Origin of the sequence: Sphingopyxis sp. TUF1, from assembly GCF_036687315.1 — a bacterium.
Lineage (GTDB): Bacteria > Pseudomonadota > Alphaproteobacteria > Sphingomonadales > Sphingomonadaceae > Sphingopyxis > Sphingopyxis kveilinensis.
Genome location: NZ_CP144683.1, coordinates 1,140,887 through 1,162,806, shown reverse-complemented (window position 1 = coordinate 1,162,806; position 21,920 = coordinate 1,140,887). Strand labels below are relative to the sequence as shown.

General features: G+C 64.4%; 18 protein-coding genes. 11 read left to right on the top strand and 7 right to left on the bottom strand.

Annotated elements, in window-relative coordinates; translation table 11 throughout:
- Nucleotides 1–81: 81 nt before the first annotated feature.
- The 5 genes from VSX77_RS05530 to VSX77_RS05510 all read left to right on the top strand — a co-directional run bounded on the left by VSX77_RS05530 (nucleotide 82) and on the right by VSX77_RS05510 (nucleotide 6,871).
- Nucleotides 82–1,494, top strand: coding sequence for an amidohydrolase family protein (locus tag VSX77_RS05530; protein WP_338426655.1), 1,413 nt, complete (start codon nucleotides 82–84; stop codon nucleotides 1,492–1,494).
- A gap of 19 nt (nucleotides 1,495–1,513) precedes the next feature.
- Entirely contained in the window at nucleotides 1,514–2,239 is a 726-nt protein-coding gene (locus VSX77_RS05525; protein ID WP_338426654.1) for a cytochrome b/b6 domain-containing protein, read from the top strand.
- Nucleotides 2,239–2,976 (top strand): molybdopterin-dependent oxidoreductase, encoded by a 738-nt coding sequence (locus VSX77_RS05520; protein ID WP_338426653.1) that lies wholly within the window; start codon nucleotides 2,239–2,241, stop codon nucleotides 2,974–2,976. Before VSX77_RS05525 ends, VSX77_RS05520 begins: the two co-directional genes overlap by 1 nt.
- A 177-nt stretch (nucleotides 2,977–3,153) precedes the next feature.
- Nucleotides 3,154–5,478, top strand: coding sequence for a TonB-dependent receptor (locus VSX77_RS05515; protein WP_338426652.1), 2,325 nt, complete (start codon nucleotides 3,154–3,156; stop codon nucleotides 5,476–5,478).
- A gap of 124 nt (nucleotides 5,479–5,602) precedes the next feature.
- Nucleotides 5,603–6,871, top strand: a complete 1,269-nt coding sequence (locus VSX77_RS05510; RefSeq protein ID WP_422397290.1) for an alanine racemase — start codon at nucleotides 5,603–5,605, stop codon at nucleotides 6,869–6,871.
- Nucleotides 6,872–6,909: 38 nt separating this feature from the next.
- Here VSX77_RS05510 and VSX77_RS05505 read toward each other — a convergent pair whose 3' ends face one another.
- On the bottom strand, nucleotides 6,910–7,815 hold the full coding sequence (locus tag VSX77_RS05505; RefSeq protein ID WP_338426650.1) for a LysR family transcriptional regulator: 906 nt from the start codon (nucleotides 7,813–7,815) through the stop codon (nucleotides 6,910–6,912).
- Nucleotides 7,816–7,908: 93 nt separating this feature from the next.
- Between VSX77_RS05505 and VSX77_RS05500 the strand changes: the two genes are divergently transcribed.
- From VSX77_RS05500 to VSX77_RS05480, 5 genes are all read left to right on the top strand, one after another.
- The gene (locus VSX77_RS05500) at nucleotides 7,909–9,063 is read left to right on the top strand and encodes an alanine racemase (protein ID WP_338426649.1); all 1,155 of its coding nucleotides are present in this window, start codon (nucleotides 7,909–7,911) and stop codon (nucleotides 9,061–9,063) included.
- Nucleotides 9,064–9,341: 278 nt separating this feature from the next.
- Nucleotides 9,342–10,595 (top strand): dicarboxylate/amino acid:cation symporter, encoded by a 1,254-nt coding sequence (locus VSX77_RS05495; RefSeq protein WP_422397289.1) that lies wholly within the window; start codon nucleotides 9,342–9,344, stop codon nucleotides 10,593–10,595.
- The gene (locus VSX77_RS05490) at nucleotides 10,592–12,103 is read left to right on the top strand and encodes an amidohydrolase family protein (protein WP_338426647.1); all 1,512 of its coding nucleotides are present in this window, start codon (nucleotides 10,592–10,594) and stop codon (nucleotides 12,101–12,103) included. Before VSX77_RS05495 ends, VSX77_RS05490 begins: the two co-directional genes overlap by 4 nt.
- A 160-nt stretch (nucleotides 12,104–12,263) precedes the next feature.
- Entirely contained in the window at nucleotides 12,264–13,454 is a 1,191-nt protein-coding gene (locus VSX77_RS05485; protein WP_338426646.1) for a carbohydrate porin, read from the top strand.
- Between the two features lie 37 nt (nucleotides 13,455–13,491).
- Nucleotides 13,492–14,853: an L-serine ammonia-lyase gene (locus VSX77_RS05480; RefSeq protein WP_338426645.1), complete on the top strand. Its 1,362-nt coding sequence runs from the start codon at nucleotides 13,492–13,494 to the stop codon at nucleotides 14,851–14,853.
- 239 nt (nucleotides 14,854–15,092) lie between these two features.
- Here VSX77_RS05480 and trmB read toward each other — a convergent pair whose 3' ends face one another.
- From trmB to VSX77_RS05450, 6 genes are all read right to left on the bottom strand, one after another.
- Nucleotides 15,093–15,806, bottom strand: coding sequence for a tRNA (guanine(46)-N(7))-methyltransferase TrmB (trmB, locus tag VSX77_RS05475; RefSeq protein WP_338426644.1), 714 nt, complete (start codon nucleotides 15,804–15,806; stop codon nucleotides 15,093–15,095).
- A gap of 61 nt (nucleotides 15,807–15,867) precedes the next feature.
- Nucleotides 15,868–17,088: a methionine adenosyltransferase gene (gene metK, locus VSX77_RS05470; protein WP_338426643.1), complete on the bottom strand. Its 1,221-nt coding sequence runs from the start codon at nucleotides 17,086–17,088 to the stop codon at nucleotides 15,868–15,870.
- Between the two features lie 52 nt (nucleotides 17,089–17,140).
- Nucleotides 17,141–18,805 (bottom strand): apolipoprotein N-acyltransferase, encoded by a 1,665-nt coding sequence (lnt, locus tag VSX77_RS05465; RefSeq protein ID WP_338426642.1) that lies wholly within the window; start codon nucleotides 18,803–18,805, stop codon nucleotides 17,141–17,143.
- 126 nt (nucleotides 18,806–18,931) lie between these two features.
- Complete coding sequence (locus VSX77_RS05460; protein ID WP_338426641.1) at nucleotides 18,932–19,174, bottom strand: hypothetical protein; 243 nt, start codon at nucleotides 19,172–19,174, stop codon at nucleotides 18,932–18,934.
- A gap of 37 nt (nucleotides 19,175–19,211) precedes the next feature.
- Entirely contained in the window at nucleotides 19,212–19,424 is a 213-nt protein-coding gene (locus VSX77_RS05455) for a toxin-antitoxin system HicB family antitoxin (RefSeq protein ID WP_338426640.1), read from the bottom strand.
- 110 nt (nucleotides 19,425–19,534) lie between these two features.
- On the bottom strand, nucleotides 19,535–20,437 hold the full coding sequence (locus VSX77_RS05450; protein ID WP_338426639.1) for an SPFH domain-containing protein: 903 nt from the start codon (nucleotides 20,435–20,437) through the stop codon (nucleotides 19,535–19,537).
- Nucleotides 20,438–20,546: 109 nt separating this feature from the next.
- Here VSX77_RS05450 and VSX77_RS05445 point away from each other — a divergent pair, with 109 nt between their 5' ends.
- Nucleotides 20,547–21,920, top strand: a complete 1,374-nt coding sequence (locus VSX77_RS05445; RefSeq protein WP_338426638.1) for a M20/M25/M40 family metallo-hydrolase — start codon at nucleotides 20,547–20,549, stop codon at nucleotides 21,918–21,920.

The window sequence follows — 21,920 nt, the reverse complement described above, 5'->3', positions numbered from 1 at the left end:
CGCCATGGTTGGAAGGCCGGTCCTTCTGAACCGCGGCGCGATTGTCCCGGGTGGGTAGAAACAAGAGGGAAGGGGAGCGATATGGTCGATCGGCGCGATATTTTGAAGACGATGGGCGTGGCCGGTACGGGGAGCCTGCTTGCAGGCGGGGCTGCCTACGCCGCTACGCCGTCGCCCGGCGCGCGAAAGCAGGCGGCGACGCTCCATGAGGAAATCGCGACGATGCCGGTCGACGATTCACACTGCCACCCGATCAGCGACCGTGACGCGACAACGACCGTCGACCGCTTTCTCGAGCGCATATCGCTCCCGGGCTTTCCCGCGCCCGACTATTTCCCCGACGGCGTCTACAAGGCCTGGCTCGCCGGGGATCCCCTGAAGCGGGCCGAACTCGACCAGCGCTACGGGATCGAGAAGGTCCGCTCGGAAATCACCTATCATTTCGGCGAGAGCGTCTTCGCGAAATATATGACCAAGGAGATGGCCGGCTTTCTGGGCTGCAAGCCCCATCTCAAGACGGTCATCGCGGCGCGCAACGAACGCGGCGGTTCCTATTGGGGTTATGTGAACGCCCTGTTCAAGGACGCCCGGATCGAGAATGCGATGATCGACACGGGCTATATCGAGAATATGCAAGGCCCGGGGGTCGCGCGGTTCGAGCAGGCGGTGCAGCCGACCCGGTGCCGCCGCATCTATCGTGTCGAAACCATCCAGACGCAATTGTTCAAGGAGGACATCGGTTTCGAGGAACTCGAGCGGCGGTTCGTCGAGGCGGTTCGAGCCGGCCTTGACGGGACGGGCAATTATGGCGCGCGCTCCTACGGAATGAAATCCTATCTCATGCCGGAGATCGGCGTGGTGAAACCCCTATTCGATCCGGCGCCCGCGAAAAAGTCGTGGGAACAGCTCAAGGATAAATCGGTCGTCTACGAGGATCGCGAGGCCGAAGCGCACAAAGGCAAGGATTTGCGGCGCTACCTCCTCACACTTGCGATGGAGGAATGTCTCAAGCGCGACATGCCGATGCAATTCCACGCCGGCGACGGCGAGGCGCCGGGCATCATTTTGCGCCAGCAGGATCCCTATAATCTGGAAGAAATGGTCCGCTTCGATCGCGACGGCGTGATGCGGATGCCGAAGGTCGTCCCTATCCACGCAGGCTATCCGCTGGTGGGCCAGGCCGCATGGCTCAGCCATCTCTACACCAACTGCTATTTCGAACTGTCGATCATGACGCCCTTCGCGCATCAGGGCCTGTTCCAGCGCTATCTCCAGGTGATGGAAGCGGTGCCGGTATCGAAAATCCTCTTCGGCAGCGATGCCTATCATGTGCCCGAACTCTTCTGGCTCGCGGCGCGCTGGGGCAAACGCTATCTGGCGCAGGCGCTCGGCGTCTATGTCGACGAGGGGGTGCTCGGGATCGACGAGGCACTCGAGGCGGCTCGCATGATCCTCTACAAGAACAACCGCCGCCTCTACAATCTGGCGGCATAAGGCCATGGATTCAGCGTCGATGAACGGTTCGGTGGCCGGCACCGAAAATGTCGGCAGCCCCGCGGCAGAGGAATTGCGTCATGCGCTCGGCGTGCGGATCGCGCACTGGGTCAATATGGCGGCCTTTTTCGGACTGTTGGCGAGCGGCATCGGCATTTTGATCGCCTTTCCCGAACTGCACTGGGGAGAAACGGGCTATCCCGGCAAGGCGCCGTGGCTTTCGTTCGGCATCGAATCCAATTTCGACCACACCACCTGGGGGCGCAACGTCCATTTTCTCTGCGCTTGGGTTTTCGTGATCAACGGGCTCGTCTATCTTCTTTCGGGCCTCCTGGGCCGTCATTTCCGGACCCGCCTCTTTCCGACGCGCGCGCAATGGCACTGGCGCCACATCATCGCGGATGTGCGGCAGCATCTGACCTTCAAGGCGCCGCACGGCGGCCCCGCGCACGACTATAATTTTCTGCAGAAGCTCTCTTATCTTATCGTGATCTTCCTGCTGCTGCCGGTGATGCTGCTTACGGGGCTGACCATGTCGCCCGGCGTGACGGCCGCCTTTCCGGAGCTGTTCTGGATGTTCGGCGGGCGGCAGTCGGCCCGGACGATTCACTTTCTGACGGCGACCCTGCTCGTCGCTTTCGTACTCGTCCATGTCTGGCAGGTCATCCTCACCGGTGCTTCGGCTCAGATTCGTGCGATGATCACCGGTCGTGCGCCGACCGTCCCTGAAGAGGAGGCTGTCTGATGTTCGATCGTCGCAGATTCATGAGCGGATTGGCGGTTCTGGCAGGCGGATCCCTGGCCGGGTGCCGGCAGGAAACTTATCTGCCGCCCAGCTATGGTAGTCTTTTCGGCGTCAGTGACATGCTCAGCATGAGCGCGCAGCGGCTGATCCTTCGCAACCAGCCGCTCGCGCGCGAATTCGACGCCGGGCTGATTTCGAAGGGCTTTCCCGCAATCGGCACGACGATGCCGGAGGATGAAACCTATCTGCGGCACCTTGCAGACGGTTTCGCCCGATGGAGGCTTCCGATTGACGGGCTCGTACAGAGGCCCCTCCATCTCTCGCTGGCGGAGTTGCGGTCGCTGCCTGCCCGCACGCAGGTGACCGGGCACAGCTGCGAGCGGGGGTGGACCGCCATAGGCCAGTGGACGGGCGTGCCGCTGGTGAACGTCCTGCGGCTCGCCGGAATGAGGCCCGAAGCGCGCTATGTCGTATTCTATGCGGTGGACGGCTGGTACGAAAGCCTCGACCTGTTCGACGCGCTGCATCCGCAGACCCTCCTTGCCTATGGCATGAATGGCGCTGACCTGCCTGTCCAGCATGGGGCGCCGGTCCGTGTGCGCGTCGAGCGCCAGCTGGGATACAAAAGCATCAAATTCCTCAACCGCATCAGCGTCGTCGACAGCCTTGCCGGCATCAAGACCGGTAAGGGCAGTCTGGCCGCGCAGTTCGGTTATTCCTGGTACGCGGGAATCTGACGGGAGCGGCTTCGTTTCGCTTCTCGGCGATCGCGGCGAAACTTTGCTCTGCCGCAAGTGTCGCTTCAAAATTACGGATTTGTCGTGGACCCTGCTTTGTTGCATTCCGATGACGCGCAAACATCCGGCACGAGCTGTATCGATGCTGAAGCGCCCAAATCGAAATTAGGGGGCCATATGAACGTGAAAAATATCCTTCTGCATGGATCGCTGGCCGGAACAATAGCGCTCGCGATATGCGCAAGTCCTGCCTTCGCAATGCAGGCGCCGAATAAGGAAGCGGGTGCCGTAGAGTCGGATGAATCGGGCGAAATTGTCGTTACCGCGACGAAGCGCGCCGAACGTATTCTCGATGTTCCTATCAGCGTGGCGGCGATCAGCGGCGAGTCGCTGGAGAATCGCGGCGCAAAAGGGATGGACGACTATCTCGCGGGGGTTCCGGGCGTCAGCTTCCAGGAACGGAGCGCAGTCGAGAACGCCATCGTGATCCGCGGCATCGAAACCTCGCCGCAGGCCCAGAATTTCGGGGCGGGCACCACCGTCGCGACCTATTTCGGCGAAACACCCACGACGACCTCGGCAGGCCTGCTTGGCGGCGCTGGTCTCGATCTCAAACTCGTCGATATCGAGCGGGTCGAAGTGCTGCGCGGCCCGCAGGGCACGTCGTTCGGCAACTCCTCGCTCGGCGGCGCCGTTCGCACCATTCCCAAGGCACCGAATGTCGGCCAGTTCGAAGGCTCGATTTCGGGCACCGTGTCGCAGACCGCGAAGCGCGGCAGCACCAACACGATGATTTCGGGGGTGGTCAATATCCCGCTGGTCAAGGATCGGATGGCGGTGCGTGCCGTCGCTTATCGTATCGACGACAGCGGCTATTATGCCAATAATGCCGCCACCGACCCCACGCTCCAGGCTTATGCCGCGACGCTGGGCGCCGAAGCGCAATCGCGCGCGGTCAGTCTGAAGGATCGCGGCGCGACCGTGATCGAAGGGGCGCGGATCGCGGTCGGCTTCCAGCCCGGCAGCACGGTCGATGTTACCTTCTCCTACGCGATCCAGAAGGCGGAGCAGGATGGCTTCGCTTACTCGATGACCGGCGGAAACTACACTTACGCCCAATTCAGCGTTCGCCCCGAATATGCCAACCGCCCGGGCGACGGCGTGTTCGACAGCCAGCTGCAGATCGCCAACGCAACCGCCAATGTCGACCTGGACTGGGCCGTTCTCACCGGATCGCTTTCCAAGATCAATTCCTGGTCGCTTCGCACGCAAGGCGGGCAGGCTGGCCGCGCCTATGGCTTCCGCCAATATGCAAACCATGATGGCCTGACGGGCGAACTTCGCCTTGCTTCGAAGCTGGATGGACCTTTCCAGTTCCTCGGCGGTGTCTATTATGAGAAGCTCGACGATGTCGGCAACGAGGATTATTTCTCGACCGGAAGCGCTGCCCTCAGCCCGGTGGGCGACAAGGTCAATGTCCTCGCCGGCGTCTACGACACCTATCGCACCCAGAAGCAGATCGCGGGCTTCGGCGAGCTGACCTATAATATCACCGACACCCTCTCGGTGCTCGTCGGCGGCCGCGCCTATAATTACGACAAAAGCAACCGTTCGGAATCGAGCGGCTGGTTCGCAGGCCGCTCGCTCACTAATCCGAACATCTCGGATACCTCGATCTCGAAATCGGGCCAGACCTTCAAGGCGAGCGTCAGCTACAAGCCCGACAGCAACACCCATCTCTATGCGAGCTGGGCGGAGGGTTTCCGCCTCGGTCGCCCCGCGGTGGGCCTGCTTCCCGCGGTGTGCGACGTCAATAATGACGGGACGGTCGACGGCACCAATATCTCGATCGCCTCGACGCGTGAAATCGCCTCCGACACGACCGAGACCTATGAAATCGGCGCCAAGCTGCGCCGCTTCAACGGGGGCCTGTCGATCGACGCCGCGGCCTACAAGACCAACTGGAACGGCGTGCCAACCAATGCGCGCGTCCAGTGCGGATCGGCCTCCTATTTCTACGTGGCCAATGCCGGCGCGGCGGAGTCGCAGGGGGTCGAAGTCCAGACCTCGATCCGCGTCGCCGATAACTTCCGGATCGACGCGGGCGCTTCCTATGTCGATGCGGAACTCGCGACCGACGTCCCGACCCTCAACGCCGTGAAGGGCGATCGCCTTCCGGGCTCGCCCAAGTGGAACGCCAATCTCGGTGCGCAGTTCGACTTTCCGCTCGGTGACTGGGAAGCGTTCATTCGCGGCGACTCGATCTATCGCAGCACCTTCTATGGCGATCTGGCCGAGAGCCCGCTCACCAAGGCCGGAGGCTATATGAAGATCGACCTTCGCGCAGGCTTCAAGCGCGAACATCTGAAGGTCGAGATCTTCGCCAACAACATCACGGGCGTCGACAAATATGTGTGGCGCGGCCTGACGAACAACAATGCCGGCTTCGGCTATGTCATGCGTCCGCGGACGATCGGCGCCCGCGCGATGATCGACTTCTAGGCGCGCGCGCTCTCCCCGTATCGCGCTTCTGAGGGGAGCGCCGGCGATCATACAGACGTCGGCGCTCCCTTTGGTTTCTACACCCTGGAGGGATGTCGTGCTCGATCTTGCTTCGATAGAAAATATGATCATTGGCCCCGGAATGAAGGGCTTTCCGGCCGATATGCCGGAAATGTCGCTCCGCGAGGCCCGGACAAAGGGCTGGCAGCTCCACAAGGATATCGTTCCGCCATTTGCGGTGCTGCGCCGCTCCGCGCTCGAGAATAATGACGCGTGGATGGCGCGCTTCATCAACGCGATGCCGGATGTGGTCCTCTGTCCGCACGGCAAGACGACGATGGCACCGCAATTGTTCGACCGGCAACTGCGGAGCGGCGCCTGGGGCATTACGTGCGCGACCATGGCGCATCTGCGCAGCTATCGGCGCTTCGGCGTGCCGCGTGTGCTCTTCGCCAACCAGATCGTGTCGGAGGCCGACGCGCGCTGGCTCGCAATCGAACTGTGCGAGGATCCGGGCTTCGACGTCGCCGTCTTCGTCGATTCACCGGCCGGCGCTGACCTGCTTGCCGCCGCCGCGACAGAGGTCGGCCTCGATCGGCCGATTCCCCTTCTTCTCGAGATCGGCGTCGGCTCGGCGCGTACCGGGGTCCGATCCCCGGAGTCTGCGCTCGACCTCGCCAGGCACATCGCGGTGCGGGACGGCGTGGCGCTTGCCGGTATTGCGACCTTCGAAGGCGTATTGCCTGGCGGCACCGACGAAGCGATGGAACCGCATGTCGCGAGCCTGTTCGATCTCGTCGAGGAGGTTTCCGTCCGGATCGGCGGGGAGGGCCTGTTCCGGTCCGGCGCGCCCGTCATCCTTTCGGCCGGCGGTTCACGCTTCTTCGACATGGCGGCATCGCGGCTCCAGGCGATCGATCCTGGCAACGACAAGCTCGTCGTCCTGCGCAGCGGCTGCTACATTAGTCACGATGCCCATCATTATGAAGTCGCCTTCCAGAGGCTGCTGCAACGCCGGGGCGCGGCTCCGGTGGAAGGACGGTTGGAAAATGCGCTCCAAGTCTGGGCGAGCGTCCAGTCGCGGCCTGAAGAAGCCTGGGCCTTTGCGAATATCGGCAAGCGCGATATCTCGCACGATATCGATCTTCCGGTGGTGCTCTCGGGCTGGCGGGATGGCCGAGCATTCGACGCTGCCCGCGATGCGGGAATCCGGGTCGACCGCCTTTCGGATCAACATGCCCATCTCGCTTTGCCTCCCGCGGCAGATTTGCGATTTGGCGACCATCTGGCTTTCGGCATCTCGCATCCCTGCACCACCTTCGACAAGTGGCGCTTTCTCTACGAAGTGGATGACGAGGACCGCGTCGTGGACATCATCGCGACCTTCTTCTGACCGCGCATCGCGACCGGTGATGGCCGGGACATCGCTGATCAGTATCGCCAGGGGACCGGTTTCAGCGACTTGCGCAGCAAGCCGAGAAAGTCGCTCACCCGCGCCGACCTCGCGCCTTTGGGCCCGAGCAGCGCCGTTATGTTCGCGTCGGGGAGCGCCCAGTCCTCTAGGAGGGGAATAAGGTCGCCGCGCCGGAAATCCTCGGACACGTCCCATTCCGACCTTATCGTGACGCCAAGCCCTGCCAGCGCCAAGGCCTTGGTGACCTCGCCGTCATTGCTGGAAAGGACGGCGGGGACGCGAACGCTGACCGCATTGTCTTGCCGGCTGCGAAACCGCCATAAAGTGACATCCTCGTCATTCTCCCGAAGCGCGATGCAGCGATGGGCAAGCAGGTCGCTCGGCGTTGTCGGGGTACCGCAGCGGGCCAGATAGGCGGGCGCCGCGCAAAGGATACGCCGGTTCGGCGCGAGCACGGTTGCGATCTCGTCGCTGTCGCGTTGCTCGCCGATCCGGATCAATATGTCGCAGGCGGTGCTCAGATCGATGCCGGGCCGGTCGGAGAGCAGCAGTTCGACGCGCATGTCCGGGCGTTCACCATGATAGGCCGCGACCAGCGGCGTAATGAAGCGCCGGCCAAAGCCGAGCGGCGCCACAATGCGCAGGCTACCCTTCGCGACGCCGCGCCGGGCGGCGAGTTCTTCCTCGAGTTCGCTGACCTGGCCCAGGATTTCGGCGGACCGGGCGACGATGAGTTCGCCATCGCTCGTCATCCTGAGCCCCTTGCCGCTTCGTTCCACCAGCCGCAGCCCAAGCCGGCCTTCGATCAGTTTCAACCGCTGGCTGACGGCAGGCGGCGTGACCCCCAGGCTTCGGGCCGCAGCGGCAAGCGAAGGGGAGGCGCCGATCGTTGCGAACAGTTGCAGATCCTCTGCGGTGAGCATTCAGGCCAGCCTTAATATCGGGATTAGGTCTGGAGCATGGCGCGCGGCTCGCCATTTTGTAAAGCGGCGGGGACACAAAAAAGGACTGACCGCGTGCCGAATGATTTCGAAACCATGGCCTTCGAGGATTTGCAGACCCCGGCCCTGCTGCTCGATCCGGAGCGGATGGAACGCAATATCGCCCGCATGCGCGACCGGATGAAGTCGCTCGAGGTCGGCTTTCGCCCGCATGTGAAAAGCGCCAAATCGTTCGAGGTGATCCGGCGCATGCTCGACGCCGAGCATGGACCCGTCACGGTTTCGACCTTGCAGGAAGCCGAAGAGCTGGCTGCGGCAGGCTTTCGTGACATACTTTATGCGGTTGGGCTGACGCCCAACAAGGTTGCGCGCGTCGAGGCCTTGCGGCGGCGCGGCGTCGATCTCAAGGTGATCGTCGACAATGCAGAAGCGGCGGCGGTTCTCTCACAGGTTGCGGGTACCGGAGATACGCCGATCCCGGCGCTGATCGAAGTCGATTCGGACGGGCATCGCGCCGGGGTCTGTCCGGGAGATGTCGAGGCGCTTCGACATATCGCCGAGCAGCTGCGCGGCGGAATCCGCCCGGCCGGTGTCATCACGCATGCCGGAGGCAGCTATGCCTCCACCAGCACTGCCGAAATCCGGCACTATGCCCGCAAGGAGCGCGACGCCGTCCTCGCCGCGGCCGACATCCTTCGCGACGCGGGACACCAGGTCGATCATGTCAGTCTCGGCTCCACGCCGACGGCGCTCTTTGCCGAGGAACTCGCCGGCGTCACCGAGGTGCGCGCCGGCGTCTTCGTGTTTTTCGATCTTGTCATGGCCGGGGTCGGAGCGTGCGCCGTCGACGACATCGCCCTTTCGGTGCTCGCCAGCGTGAACACGATCCAGCGCGACCGGAACCGCATCCTCGTCGACGCGGGATGGATGGCGATGTCACGCGACCGCGGCACGGCGGCGCAGCGCGTCGATCAACATTATGGCATCGTGTGCGACATCGATGGGCGGCCCTGGCCCGATCTTGTCATGCTCGAGGCGAACCAGGAGCATGGGGTGATCGGCGTGCGGCCGGGAAGCACGGCCGTGATACCCGACCTCCAGATTGGCTCGATGGTCCGCATATTGCCGAACCACGCGTGCGCCACCGCCGCCCAGCACGGCGCCTATCATCTGGCGCCTGCCGGGGGACGGAGGATCGAAGGCCGTTGGGAGCGTTGGCGGGGGTGGTGAACCATCTTCCGCCGAGGCTAATCCGGCGTGCGGAGAGCCCCGGCGGATCATTAAGCCAGACCTTAATGTTTGCTTCAAGATACCGAAATTGTCAGGGCGTTTCCGACCTGCATTATCCCCAAATCCGCAGCGCGCGCGACAGCGAACGCGCGTCGGCATTGCCAGCAGGGGTACCCGTCATGATGCACAAAGGCCTCGGCCCAGTCTCCACCCGACTGCAGCCCGGCGCCACGGCGGTTTCGCGCCTCGCAGCACCGGCGCTCGCGGGCTGACTGCCCATGCAACGCCGGTTCGCCCTTCTGATCGTCGCAGGCATGCTGCTCGGCGTCGCGGCTGGCTGGCTCCTCCATCTGTTCGTGGCCAGCCCGCCGCGCCTCGACGCGATCGGAGGCGCGCTCTCGCTTGTTACCGACACGTTTCTGCGGCTCCTGAAAATGGTGATCGCCCCGCTTGTCTTCGCGACGCTCGTGACCGGCATCGCGAGGCTCGGCGATGCGGGGGCCGTCGGCCGGATCGGAATCCGGGCAATGGCCTGGTTTCTCGCCGCTTCGGCGGTCTCGCTCGGGCTGGGTCTGCTGCTCGGTAACCTGTTTCGCCCCGGAGACGGGCTCGCATTGGACGTCCCGGCATCGGCCGGGCCCGTCCCGTCCGGCTCGCTCGACGCCAAGAGCTTTCTCGCTCATGCCGTTCCGCAGTCGATCTTCGAGGCGATGGCCCGCAACGACGTGCTCGCGATCGTTGTCTTCGCGATCTTCCTCGGCGTCGCCCTCGGCTCGATGCGGTCTTCGGCCGGACCGTTGCTCACGGCTCTCGACGTCCTCACCGACGCGATGATGAAGGTGACCCATTATGTGATGCGTCTGACCCCGCTCGCGGCTTTTGCCTCGATGGCGCATCTTGTCGCCATGAACGGCCCCGAAGTGCTCTTCGGCGTGGGACGCTTCGCCGCCCTTTTCTACGCAGGCCTCGCCATATTGTGGCTGCTTTTCGCGATCGTGGCCTTCGCGATTTTTCGGCGCCGCGCGGTGGTGCTGGCGCGGGAAATCCGGGAGCCGGTTCTCGTCGGCTTCGCAACCGCTTCGTCCGAAGCGACGCTCCCCAGCACGCTCGCGGCCCTCGACCGCTTCGGCATTCCGAGGCCCGTGTCGTCCTTCGTCCTGCCGCTCGGATATGCATTCAATCTCGACGGCTCGATGATGTACATGACGCTGGGTGCGCTCTTCATCGCACAGGCCTGCGGCGTGCCGCTGGGGTTCGGCGACCAGATGCTGCTCGCCCTCATGCTTCTGATTGCTTCCAAAGGCATGGCCTCGGTGCCGCGCGCGAGTCTCGTCGTGCTTGCGAGCATACTCGACCCGTTCGGACTCCCCCAGGCCGGGCTGATGCTGATCATGGCGATCGACCAGCTTCTCGACATGGGGCGCACCGCGACCAACGTCGTTGGCAACGCCCTCGCGACATCGGTCATCGGCCGCCGCGAACCGAACCCGGACCCTGGCGAGAAATCCCCTGCCTTGGGAGGCGCTGCATGATGAAGAGATTTCTGTACACCTCGATCGCATTCTGTCTGGCAAGCCAGCCCGCGCTGGCAGCAGCGACGTTCGACGTCGCGATCAACAATGGCCGCGTCATCGACCCCGAAACCCGGCTCGATGCGATCCGCTCGATCGGAATAAGGGACGGACGGATCGTCACCATATCGCGTCGTCCGCTCGCGGCGAAGCGACAGATCGACGCCTCCGGTCTCGTCGTCGCCCCGGGCTTCATCGATGTTCATTCCCACGCCATGACCATCCCGTCCGCCTGGATGCAGGCGCATGACGGCGTGACCACGGCACTTGAACTGGAAATCGGCGCCTGGCCTGTCGGCGCGAGCTACGAGCGCATGGCGGCGGCGGGATGGCCCATCAATTACGGCTTCTCGGTGTCCTGGTTCGGCGCGCGCCAGTCGCTGCTCGGAAGCCGCGCCGACAGCATAGTTCCGGAGGCGGAGTCGCGGCGCGTCGTCGATCTCGTGGCCGAAGGATTGGCAGAGGGCGGCATCGGCGTCGGATTTCCGCTGGGTCATCATCCCGATACCAACCGCAGCGAATATCTCGAAATCTCGCGCATCGCCGCGCGGTGGGATGCGCCGACCTTCACGCATCTCAGGACGAAGAATACGCACGAACCGCGCGGCGTTATCGAAGGCGCCACCGAGTTGATCGGGGTCGCCGCGGCCACCGGCGCGAGAATGCACCTCTGTCACGTCAACAGCTCCGCCCTGCGCGAGACGCCCCGCATTCTGGCCATGATCGCAGGGGCGCAGGCGCGCGGCCTGCATGTCACGACCGAAGCCTATCCCTGGGGGGCCGGGTCGACGCGCATTTCGACCCCCTTCCTCGATCCCGACAATCTGCCGTTGCTCGACCTGGAGCCGGGCGACATTGCGATCGTGGCCACCGGCGAGCGCGTCCGCGACCGCGCCGAACTGGAGAGGTTGCGCAAGGCGGCTCCCTCTACGCTCGTGGCGATCCATTATCTCGACGAGCGCGACGAGACGCAGCGCGGTTTTATCGAACAGGCGATCCGCTTTCCCGGGTCCCTGATCGTGAGCGACGCGATTCCCTATATTGTGGGTAACGAGCCCCTGACCGCACCGCGCTGGCCGCTTCCGGACGAGGCCATGGCGCATCCGAGGATCGCCGCGAGCTTCACCAAGGTGATCGCGGACTATGTCCTTGACCGTCGAACGCTCCCGCTCGGAGACATGATCGAACGGGCGACCCTGCTTCCCGCGCGCCTGCTCGAGCCATCGGTCCCGGATATGCGCCGCAAGGGCCGCATCCAGCCGGGCGCGGACGCTGATATCGTCGCCTTCGATCTGGCTTCGCTCGCGGTCCATGCGGATTTCGACCATCCGGCCCGGCCCAGCACCGGGATGAAATATGTACTCGTCGCGGGATCGCTGCTCATCGATGGCGGCGAGATCAGGCGCGACCGCCGTGATGGCCGGCCCGTCCGGGGACGAACGAAATCCGCCGACAAGTCGCCGAAATGAACCCCCGGCACCTTCGCTCCGACACTGTCCGTTTCCGAGGATCCAATATGACGAATGATTTTCACCGCCCCTGTCAGCCGCCAGGTCATACTCACATGGAAGGTCCTGCCGCGAACAGGCAACGCGAGCGACGGCGCTTCGGCTCATTGGAGAACCTTTGATGTCGGCCTCGCTCGCCCTTCTCTCGCTTGCATCGCTCGCCACGATCGAGGACGCCGAAACCGGCAATGAGGAACGGCCGCACCCGCGGGTCGAAATGCTGGAACAACATAAGGCCCCCGCCGACCCGCTATCCGTCGATATCGCCTACACCGGAGAAATCATGGTCAACGCGCGCGGCGGCGCGCGGCGCGGGTCGCGCTATATGGACAATTTCGATATAGTCGTCGGGGCCGATCTCGACGCCTTGCTCGGCTGGGAAGGCGCTACCGCAGGCCTTTACGGTCTGTACAACAACGGCCGCTCGATAAGTGATCTTGTCAGGGACGCGCAGGGCGTGAGCAACATCGAAGCGGGTGTTTCGGCGATCCGCCTGTACGAGGCTTGGCTCGACCAGAAATTCGGGGACCATATCTCGCTTCGTGCGGGGCTTTATGATCTCAATTCAGAATTCGACGTGCTCGATACCGCGTCGCTCTTCGTCGGCAGCGGGCACGGGATCGGAACCGACTTCGGGCAAAGCGGTCGCAACGGGCCGTCGATCTTTCCCTCTACTTCGCTTGCCGCAAGACTTGCGGTGGAGCCTGCGGAAGGATGGGTCGTGCGCGCGGCCTTGCTGGACGCCGTGCCCGGCAACCCAGATCACCCGTCGCGCACCGCCATAAGGTTCGGCAAGGGAGAGGGAGCGCTGCTCGTCGGCGAGGTGCAGGCACCGGTCGCGGGCGGCAAGTTCCTCCTCGGCCATTGGCGCTATTCGGCGAGCTTCGACCGGATCGACGGGACCGGGACGGGAAAAGGGAACTCGGGCACTTACCTGCGTGCCGAGTTTACGCTGGCGGACCATGGAGGCGGGCGCCTCGACGGCTTTGGCCGAATTGGCATCGCGAACGGAAACTATAATGATTTCTCGCGCTTCGTGGGAGCTGGTGTCACCATATCGGACTGGATATCGGGGAGAGAGGGCGATGTGCTCGGCGTTGCCGTGGCCGCTGCCTTCACCAGTTCCCCGCTTCGGCGCCGGGACGGCGCCGACCGCGCCGAAGTCGCGCTCGAGATGACCTATCGAGCACCGCTGGCGGACTGGCTCGCCATTCAGCCCAGCATTCAATATATCTTCAATCCCTCTGCTGACCCCTCGATAGCCTCCGCGCTGGTTTTCGGGTTGCGCTCCGAAATCGCCTTCGGGCTATGATGTCGGTGTTCGGTCAGTATCCATTGCTGGCGCGCCCATGACCTTCAGCCTGTTCGATATGTTCAAGATCGGCATCGGTCCTTCGAGCTCGCACACGATGGGACCGATGACGGCGTGCAGCCAGTTTGTCGCCGAGTGCGAGGCGGCCGGAATGCTCGCACGCGCCGGCCGCGCGAGCGTCGAGCTCTTCGGCTCGCTGGCCTTGACCGGAATCGGGCATGGCACCGACTGGGCCGTTATCGCCGGTCTGAGCGGTGAGAGACCCGACACCGCCGAGCCCGACGAGATTGCTCACATTGTGGCAGATGCGCGCACGGGGGGCGTGCTGACGCTCGGGGGAAAGCGGGAGGTCGCGTTCGTGGAAGCGCGCGATATCCGCTTCCTGCGCCGCGAACGAATGCCGTTTCACACGAATGCGATGCGATGTAGTCTCTTCGACCAGGGCGGCAGCGTTCTGGCGACATCCGTCTATTATTCGGTCGGCGGCGGAGCGATCGTCAAGGACACCGACCAGAATTATACCGCGGCCCGGACCATCGGGCGGCCTCTTCGCTTCCCCTTCAGCTCCGGCGCGGAGTTGCTGCAAACCGCCGAACGCGAACGGCTTTCGATCGCTGAGCTCATGTGGGCCAATGAGACAGCCTTGCGACCCGAGGCCGAAGTCCAAAGCCATATCAAACGCGTGCTGGAGACAATGAGCGCCTGTATTGCCCGGGGCCTCGAGGGCACCGGCGAATTGCCCGGCGGATTACGGGTACGGCGCCGTGCTCACGCCCTCCACCACCATCTGCTGTCGCGGGAAAGCGATGATCCGCTTGTCGCCCTCGACTGGATCAATCTCTGGGCGCTTGCAGTCAATGAGGAGAATGCGGGTGGCGGCCGGGTCGTCACCGCACCCACAAACGGTGCCGCCGGTATCATCCCCGCCGTGCTTCAATATTATCGCCAATTCCATTCCTCGGCGGACCTTGGTGGGGAAGCGACATTTCTGCTGACGGCCACGGCGATCGGATCGCTCTTCAAAGAAAATGCGTCGATATCGGGAGCCGAGGTCGGCTGCCAAGGGGAAGTCGGTGTGGCCTGCTCGATGGCTGCTGGGGGCCTGACTGCGGCGCTTGGAGGGTCGAACAGCCAGATCGAGAACGCGGCGGAAATCGCGATGGAGCATAATCTCGGCCTGACCTGCGACCCTGTCGGCGGTCTCGTGCAGGTCCCTTGCATCGAGCGAAACGCGGTCGGGGCGGTCAAAGCTATTGAAGCCTCGCGGCTGGCGCTAAGCGGAGATGGATCCCACCGCGTCTCTCTCGATCAAGTCATCGACGCGATGCGCAGGACCGGCGCCGACATGCTGGAGAAATATAAGGAGACCTCGTTAGGTGGGCTGGCGGTAATCTGCTGATCCGCTCCGAGTGTCAGGTCCTTCCGATTGGCATTTCTGCGCACAGACGCCTTGTAAAATCACGGCCCTCATCCGGCGTTCAAGTGCAACCGCTTCCAAGGTGATCGGCGGTTGTACGATGCTTTCATTCCGGCACGGCGTTTTCAGCAATCACCGGGACGGAAATTGTCGCGTAATTGAGGAAAGATGGCGTGGGGAAGGCTTGGAAAAAACTATCCCTTTTCAACTGTATAGCACTCTTATCTACGCCGCCAGCGAAAGTACCAGACCTCGTGCCTCTGCGCGCGCGCCTTGGCTTCGTAGCGCGTTTCGGGCCAGCCGCCGGGCCGCACCTGGAAATCGCGCGCATCCTTTGCCAGCCATTCATACTGGCGGCGGTGGCGGCGCATCACCATCAGCGCATGACGAAGGTAGACCGGGTGGTCGGTGCCGAAGCGGAACTCGCCGCCCGGTTTGAGCTTGGCCGCGATCAGGTCGAGCGGGCCGTCGTTCATCATCCGGCGCTTGGCGTGGCGCGCCTTGGGCCAGGGGTCGGGGTGCAGCAGATAGACGAAGCTCAAGGCGCCGTCGGGGATGCGCCGCAGCACCTCGAGCGCATCGCCATGATGGATGCGCACATTGCCGAGCGGCGGGTGCTGGCCATGATCGCCCGCGACATGGACAAGGGCTTGGGCTACGCCGTTGATAAAGGGTTCGGCGCCGATGAAGCCATGGTCGGGCAACATATCGGCGCGCGCCGCCATATGCTCGCCGCCGCCGAAGCCGATCTCGAAGTGCAGCGGGCGATCGAAGTCGAACAGCCGCGCGGCCGTCACCTCGCGGTCGGCCGGTACCGCGATCTGTGGCAACAGCGTGTCGAGCAGTTCCTGCTGCCCGGCGCGCAGCGGCCTGCCCTGCGATCGCCCGTAAAGGCGGTTGAGGGTCGTCGGGTCGCCGGGTTTGTACGCAGTCATGGCGCGCGCCCTAGCCGCGCCGGGCGGGGGCGGCAAGCACCTCCGCCCCCGGTAGCCCGGATCACGCAGCCAGCGCGGCCTTCAGCCTGTCGACCAGATCGGTCCGCTCCCACGGGAAAGCATCGCCGTCAGCCTGGCGGCCGAAATGGCCATAGGCTGCGGTCTGGCGATAGATCGGCTTGTTGAGGCCGAGGTGCGTGCGGATGCCCTTGGGCGTCAGGCGCACGAGACCGGGAATCGCGGCCTCGATCCGGCTTTCCTCGACCGTGCCGGTGCCGTGGAGATCGACATAGATCGACAGCGGCTCGGCGACGCCGATCGCGTAGCTCAATTGGATCGTGCAGCGGCGCGCGAGGCCAGCGGCGACGATATTCTTGGCCAGATAGCGCGTGATGTACGCCGCCGAGCGGTCGACCTTGGTCGGATCCTTGCCGCTGAACGCGCCGCCGCCGTGCGGGGACGCGCCGCCATAGGTGTCGACGATGATCTTGCGGCCCGTGAGGCCCGCGTCGCCGTCGGGGCCGCCGATCTCGAAGCGGCCGGTCGGGTTGATGTGATAGACGGTGTTCGCGGTGAGCAGCTCGGCGGGCAGCACGTCGGCGATGACGCCAAGCACATATTTGCGCAGCTCGGTATATTTCGCCTCGTCGCCCTCGCCATTATGGAAATAATAGCCCGGCGCGTGCTGCGTCGACACGACGATCGCCGTCGCCTCGACCGGGCGTTCGTTGGCGTAGCGCAGCGTGACCTGGCTCTTGGCATCGGGTTCGAGGAAGGGCGCGATCCCCGCCTTGCGGTCGGCGGCCATGCGCTCGAGGATCTTGTGGCTGTAATCGAGCGTCGCGGGCATCAGGTCGGGGGTTTCGTCCGACGCATAGCCGAACATGATCCCCTGATCGCCCGCGCCCTCGTCCTTGTCGGCGCCTTCGTCGACGCCTTGCGCGATATGCGCCGACTGGCCGTGGAGATTGTTCTCGAAGCGGAACTCGTTCCAGTGAAAACCCGACTGTTCATAGCCGATTTCCTTGACCGTGTTGCGCACCGTTGCCTCGATCTCGTCGAGCGCGCCCGGCGCCCATTCGCCGTCCTCGAACACGCCCTTGCAGCGGATTTCGCCCGCGAGCACGACAAGCTGCGTCGTCGTCAGCGTTTCGCACGCGACGCGCGCTTCCGGGTCTTTCGACAGGAACAGGTCGACGACCGAATCGCTGATCTGGTCGGCCACCTTGTCGGGATGGCCTTCGGACACGCTTTCGGAGGTGAAGAGGAAGCTGTTGCGCATGGGGAGCCTTTTCGAGAGACGGATATAAAGGAAACTTTATGTTGGCTGGCTGTTAGCGTCCGCGCCGACGAAAGGCAATGGCCAGCGCGAGCAGCAGCAACGCAAAACCGACCGGCAGAATGTTGCCGAAGCGCGCAAAGAGCGTCGGTTCGTGCGCGAGCGGCACAATCGTATCGATGCGCCCCGCGGTGTACATCGGCAGCGATTCGACCACCCGCCCGTCGGCATCGATTACCGCGCTGATCCCCGTCGGCGTTGCACGCACGACGGGCAGCCCTTCCTCGATCGCGCGGAGCCGCGCCTGCGCAAGATGCTGCGGCGGACCCCACGATCCGAACCATGCGTCGTTCGACGGGTTGAAGATGAAGGCGGGGCGGTGGTCGCGGTCGACGACCTGCCCCGAAAAGATGATCTCGTAACAGATTTGCAAGCCGATGCGGCCGAAGGTGCCGATGTCGATCGTGCGCGGCCCCGGCCCGGGCCAGAAGTCGATGTCGCCGGGCGCAAGCCGCGACAGCCCGATCGCCGAAAGGATCGGCCGCATCGGCAGATATTCGCCATAGGGAACCAGATGCGCCTTGTCGTAGCGCGGTCCCAGCGTGCCGTCGGCGTGGAGCGTCATCACCGCATTGCGTGCACCGACGACCTCGCCCCCTTTGTCCATTTCGAGCTTGAGCGCGCCGAGCAGCATCACGTCGCCCGCGTTCATCAGATCGGTGATCCGCCGCCGCGCCTCGGCGGGCGAGCGGTCGTAATAGACGGCGGGATAGCCCCATTCGAGATAATCGGGCACCGCCGCCTCGGGCCACAGGATCAGCCGCGGGGTGTCGTCCTTCGGGCTCGTCAGCCGCGCGAGCTTGGCGAAATTGGCATCGGCCTTGCTGCCTTCCCATTTGTCCTGCTGGCCGACATTGGGCTGGACGACGGTGATGGGGGTGGCGACGCCCTGTCCTTCGCTGTCGCGCGCGACGTCGGCCTGCAAAGCATTGTGATCGATGAGCAAGGGCGCCGCGACGATAGGAAGCGCCGCGGTCACGGCGACGATCGCGGCGATGCGAATTTGGCGGCTGGTGACGAGAAGCAGGACGCCGGCGCCCATAATGACCAGCATCGAAGCTCCGTAGGTGCCGATCCAGATAGCGGGCGCGCTGGCGTCCAATTGAATCGCAGCGAGGGGATTCCACGCGAACCCCGTGAACACCCAGCTGCGCAGCCATTCGGTGAGCGTCCACAACGCGGCAAAGGCGAGGACGAAAGATAGCGTCGCCCCCGCGAAGGCGGGGGCCGCAGTCGGCCTTGCGCCATCGTCGCCGGATAAACCGCCAGCGGCCCCCGCCCGCGCGGGGGCGACGATTTTTTGCGTCAGCCAAGCCCCCCATGCAGCAAGCGCGGGATAGACCGCCAGATAAAGCGCCAGCAGCCCGACTGCGATCCACCCCAGCCACGCGGGCATTGCCGCCTGATAGGTGAAGGCGGTCGCGATCCAGTTGAGGCCGACGACAAAATGCCCGACGCCGAACGCCCAGCCGGTTCCAAAGGCGCGCCAGCCGCGCGGGCTACGCGCGACGAGCGCCATCCAGCCGCCGAGCGCGACCAGGGTCAGCGGCCAGAGGTTCAGCGGCGCAAATCCCGTCGCCGAGACGGCGCCGAGCGCGAGGGCCAGAAGCTTTGGCCAGCGGTCGGCGAAAGCGGCGATGCGGGGGGATAGCGCGGTCACGCGGCGAGCTTTAGCCGGGCGATGGGGGCGCGACAATGATGCTTGCGTTTCGGGGTGAGAGCGACGGCAACGCGCCGGAAGGCGAAGTGAAAAGCCCTCTCCCTTTGGGAGAGGGCGATTGCCCGATCACCGCCAGCGCCAGCCGCCTTCGGTGCGCGCACGATAGAGGGGCATCGGCGCAAGGCCCGCGACGATGACCGCGAGGGTGAGCGCCATCGGCCGATCGCGCAGCATCACCGCGATGCCGGTAATCAGCGCGATGTGCGCAAGCAGCATCGCCCACCCCTGCCACGCGATCGGCAGGCCGGTGCCATAGCCGCGCCGCTTCGCGCGGAACCAGGGGCGGTTGTCGAGGAACAGGTGCAGCATGGCGAAACTCCTTGGGCGATCGGGCGCGGTCGGCGGCTCAGTCCTGTGACGCGTCCGCTTTCGGCGGGCGCCCGCGGCGCGGCGGTGCGGGCGGCTTGACCGGCACGCCGCGCCGCGCGAGCGCCTCGCGCAGCAGCATCTCGATCTCGGCATTGGCGCTGCGCAATTCGGCCGCCGCCATCCGCTCGACCGCGGCGAACAGCGTGGGGTCGAGGCGGAGGGCAAAGGCTTTTTTGGCAGAAGCGGGCATTACGGCATGGACCTCCCTATCCGTTCGCATCGAGCGACGTCGAGATGCCGGGCGGCCGGGTGCCGACGATGGGTGTCTCGACTTCGCTCGACACGAACGGAATTCTTACATCAATAGAGCGAGCCGGCGTTCACCACCGGCTGCGTATCGCGCTCGCCGCACAGCACGACCATCAGGTTGGACACCATCGCCGCCTTGCGCTCGTCGTCGAGGTCGACGACATTTTTGTCCGACAGGTGCTGAAGCGCCATTTCGACCATCGTCACCGCACCCTCGACCAGCTTCTTGCGCGCGGCGATCACCGCCTCGGCCTGCTGGCGGCGCAGCATCGCGCCCGCGATCTCCTGCGCATAGGCAAGGTGGGTGAGCCCGCATTCGTCGACGGTGATGCCCGCAACGGTCAGCCGCTCGATCAGCGCCTTGCGGAGTTCCACCCCGACCTCCTCATGGTTGCCGCGCAGCGTCACTTCCTGATGTTCGATGTCGTCATAGGGGTAGCGCGAGCCGATCGAGCGCACCGCGGCCTCGATCTGCGCCATCACAAATTCCTTGTAATCGTCGACATCGAACAGCGCCTGCGCGGTGTCGGTGACGCGCCACACGACCTGCGCCGCCATTTCGATCGGGTTGCCGCGCAGGTCGTTGACCTTGATCTTGTCCGAAATGACGTTGTTCGCGCGCACCGCGATCTTCTTGCGCGTCAGCCAGGGAAGCACCCAGCGCAACCCCTCCTGCCGGTCGGTGCCTTTATAGGCGCCGAACAGCTGGATCGCCGCAGCTTCATTGGGGTTGATCAGGTAAAAGCCGCAGAGGATGAGCGTGCCGACCACTGCCGCGCTGGCCGCGACGATCCATTTCCACGCGCTCATCACATCGGCGTTGGCGTTGGTGATCGCTGCCCAGGCGGCGATGCCGAGCAGCACCAGCCAGATGAACAGCATCAGATAACCGCTTTGCGTATTGGCGCGCGTTTCGCGGCTGCGATTCAGCGCCGGTGCCCCACTGTCGACCATAAAGCCCTCCGATTCGATATAAAGATGATATCATATTTATATCGAGGCGCGTGCTGGTCAAGCCGATTGTATCTTGCCGCCCGTCGGCGAAGCCGCTTTACTGGTTTTCATGCGCAACCTGTCCCTGCCGCTCGCCCTCGCCGCCGCGCTTGTCGCCGCCGCGCCCGTCCACGCCAAACCCGCCGATCCCGCGGCCGCCAAGCAGATATTGAAGGACAGCATCGCGATCCCGACGGTCAAGGGCCGCGGCAAGGTGCCCGAACTGGCGGCCTATTATGCCGGCGTGCTGAAGGCCGCGGGCTATGCCGATGCCGACATTGAAATCACGCCGATGGGCGAGACCGCGACGCTGGCGGTCACGCTGCGCGGCGCGACCGACAAAAAGCCGATTCTGCTGCTCGGCCATATGGATGTCGTCGAGGCCGATCCGAAGGACTGGACGCGCGATCCCTTCGTCCCGGTCGAGGAGGATGGCTATATTTTCGGGCGCGGGTCGGAAGACAACAAGTTCGACATTGCGATGATGGTCGCGGCGCTCGCGCAGCTGAAGCAGGAGGGGTTCAGGCCGAAGCGGTCGATCATCCTGTTGCTGACCGGCGACGAGGAAACCGAAATGGCGACGACGCGCGCGCTCGCGGCGAAATATAAGGATGCCGAATTTGCGCTCAACGGCGACGGCGGCGGCGGCCTGATCGGCGAGGATGGCACGCCGAAATATTATGGGCTGCAGGCGGGCGAGAAGACCTATGCCGACTTCACGCTGGAGGTCACCAACCCCGGCGGGCACAGCTCGCGTCCGTCGGACGTCAATGCGATCGTCCAGCTGGCGAACGCGCTCGCCAGGGTCGGCGCCTATCGCTTCGCGCCGCAGATCAACGAGCTGACCAAGGTCGGTCTGCCGATCGTCGCCGATCAGGTCGGCGGCGAGATCGGTGCGGCGCTGAAGGCCTTTGCCGCCGACCCGACCGACGCAAAAGCCATCGCGGTGATCCGCGCCGAGCCCGAATATGTGGGGCAGATCGGCACCACCTGCGTGCCGACGCTGGTAAAGGGCGGACATGCCGAAAATGCGCTGCCGCAGCGCGCGACGGCGAACGTCAACTGCCGCATCTTTCCCGGCGTCGCGGTCGAGGCGGTGCGCGGCGAGCTCGAACGCGTGATCGCCGATCCCGCGGTCAAGGTGCTGACCGATCCCGACGCGAGTGCGAGCGACGCTTCGCCGCTGCGCCCCGACGTAATGGCGGCGGTGAAAAAGGCGGTCCATGCGCGCGTGCCCGGCCTGCCGATCATCCCGTCGATGAGTGCGGGCGCGACCGACAGCTATCATTTCCGCAGGAACGGCGTGCCGAGCTACGGCGTGGCAGGGCTGTTTTCCAAGGCGAGCGACAGCTTTGCCCATGGGCTGAACGAGCGTGTGCCGGTCGCTGCGATCGCCCCGGCACTGGCGCATTGGGACAGCCTGCTGCGCGACCTGTCGAAGTGA

Excerpts from the sequence above, each read along its gene's own strand:
- VSX77_RS05530 (WP_338426655.1), top strand. The coding sequence starts at position 82 with ATGGTCGATCGGCGCGATATTTTGAAGACGATGGGCGTGGCCGGTACG.
- VSX77_RS05525 (WP_338426654.1), top strand. The coding sequence starts at position 1,514 with ATGAACGGTTCGGTGGCCGGCACCGAAAATGTCGGCAGCCCCGCGGCA.
- VSX77_RS05520 (WP_338426653.1), top strand. The coding sequence starts at position 2,239 with ATGTTCGATCGTCGCAGATTCATGAGCGGATTGGCGGTTCTGGCAGGC.
- VSX77_RS05515 (WP_338426652.1), top strand. The coding sequence starts at position 3,154 with ATGAACGTGAAAAATATCCTTCTGCATGGATCGCTGGCCGGAACAATA.
- VSX77_RS05510 (WP_422397290.1), top strand. The coding sequence starts at position 5,603 with ATGATCATTGGCCCCGGAATGAAGGGCTTTCCGGCCGATATGCCGGAA.
- VSX77_RS05505 (WP_338426650.1), bottom strand. The coding sequence starts at position 7,815 with ATGCTCACCGCAGAGGATCTGCAACTGTTCGCAACGATCGGCGCCTCC.
- VSX77_RS05495 (WP_422397289.1), top strand. The coding sequence starts at position 9,342 with ATGCAACGCCGGTTCGCCCTTCTGATCGTCGCAGGCATGCTGCTCGGC.
- VSX77_RS05490 (WP_338426647.1), top strand. The coding sequence starts at position 10,592 with ATGATGAAGAGATTTCTGTACACCTCGATCGCATTCTGTCTGGCAAGC.
- VSX77_RS05485 (WP_338426646.1), top strand. The coding sequence starts at position 12,264 with ATGTCGGCCTCGCTCGCCCTTCTCTCGCTTGCATCGCTCGCCACGATC.
- VSX77_RS05480 (WP_338426645.1), top strand. The coding sequence starts at position 13,492 with ATGACCTTCAGCCTGTTCGATATGTTCAAGATCGGCATCGGTCCTTCG.
- trmB (WP_338426644.1), bottom strand. The coding sequence starts at position 15,806 with ATGACTGCGTACAAACCCGGCGACCCGACGACCCTCAACCGCCTTTAC.
- metK (WP_338426643.1), bottom strand. The coding sequence starts at position 17,088 with ATGCGCAACAGCTTCCTCTTCACCTCCGAAAGCGTGTCCGAAGGCCAT.
- VSX77_RS05460 (WP_338426641.1), bottom strand. The coding sequence starts at position 19,174 with ATGCTGCACCTGTTCCTCGACAACCGCCCCTGGTTCCGCGCGAAGCGG.
- VSX77_RS05455 (WP_338426640.1), bottom strand. The coding sequence starts at position 19,424 with ATGCCCGCTTCTGCCAAAAAAGCCTTTGCCCTCCGCCTCGACCCCACG.
- VSX77_RS05450 (WP_338426639.1), bottom strand. The coding sequence starts at position 20,437 with ATGGTCGACAGTGGGGCACCGGCGCTGAATCGCAGCCGCGAAACGCGC.
- VSX77_RS05445 (WP_338426638.1), top strand. The coding sequence starts at position 20,547 with ATGCGCAACCTGTCCCTGCCGCTCGCCCTCGCCGCCGCGCTTGTCGCC.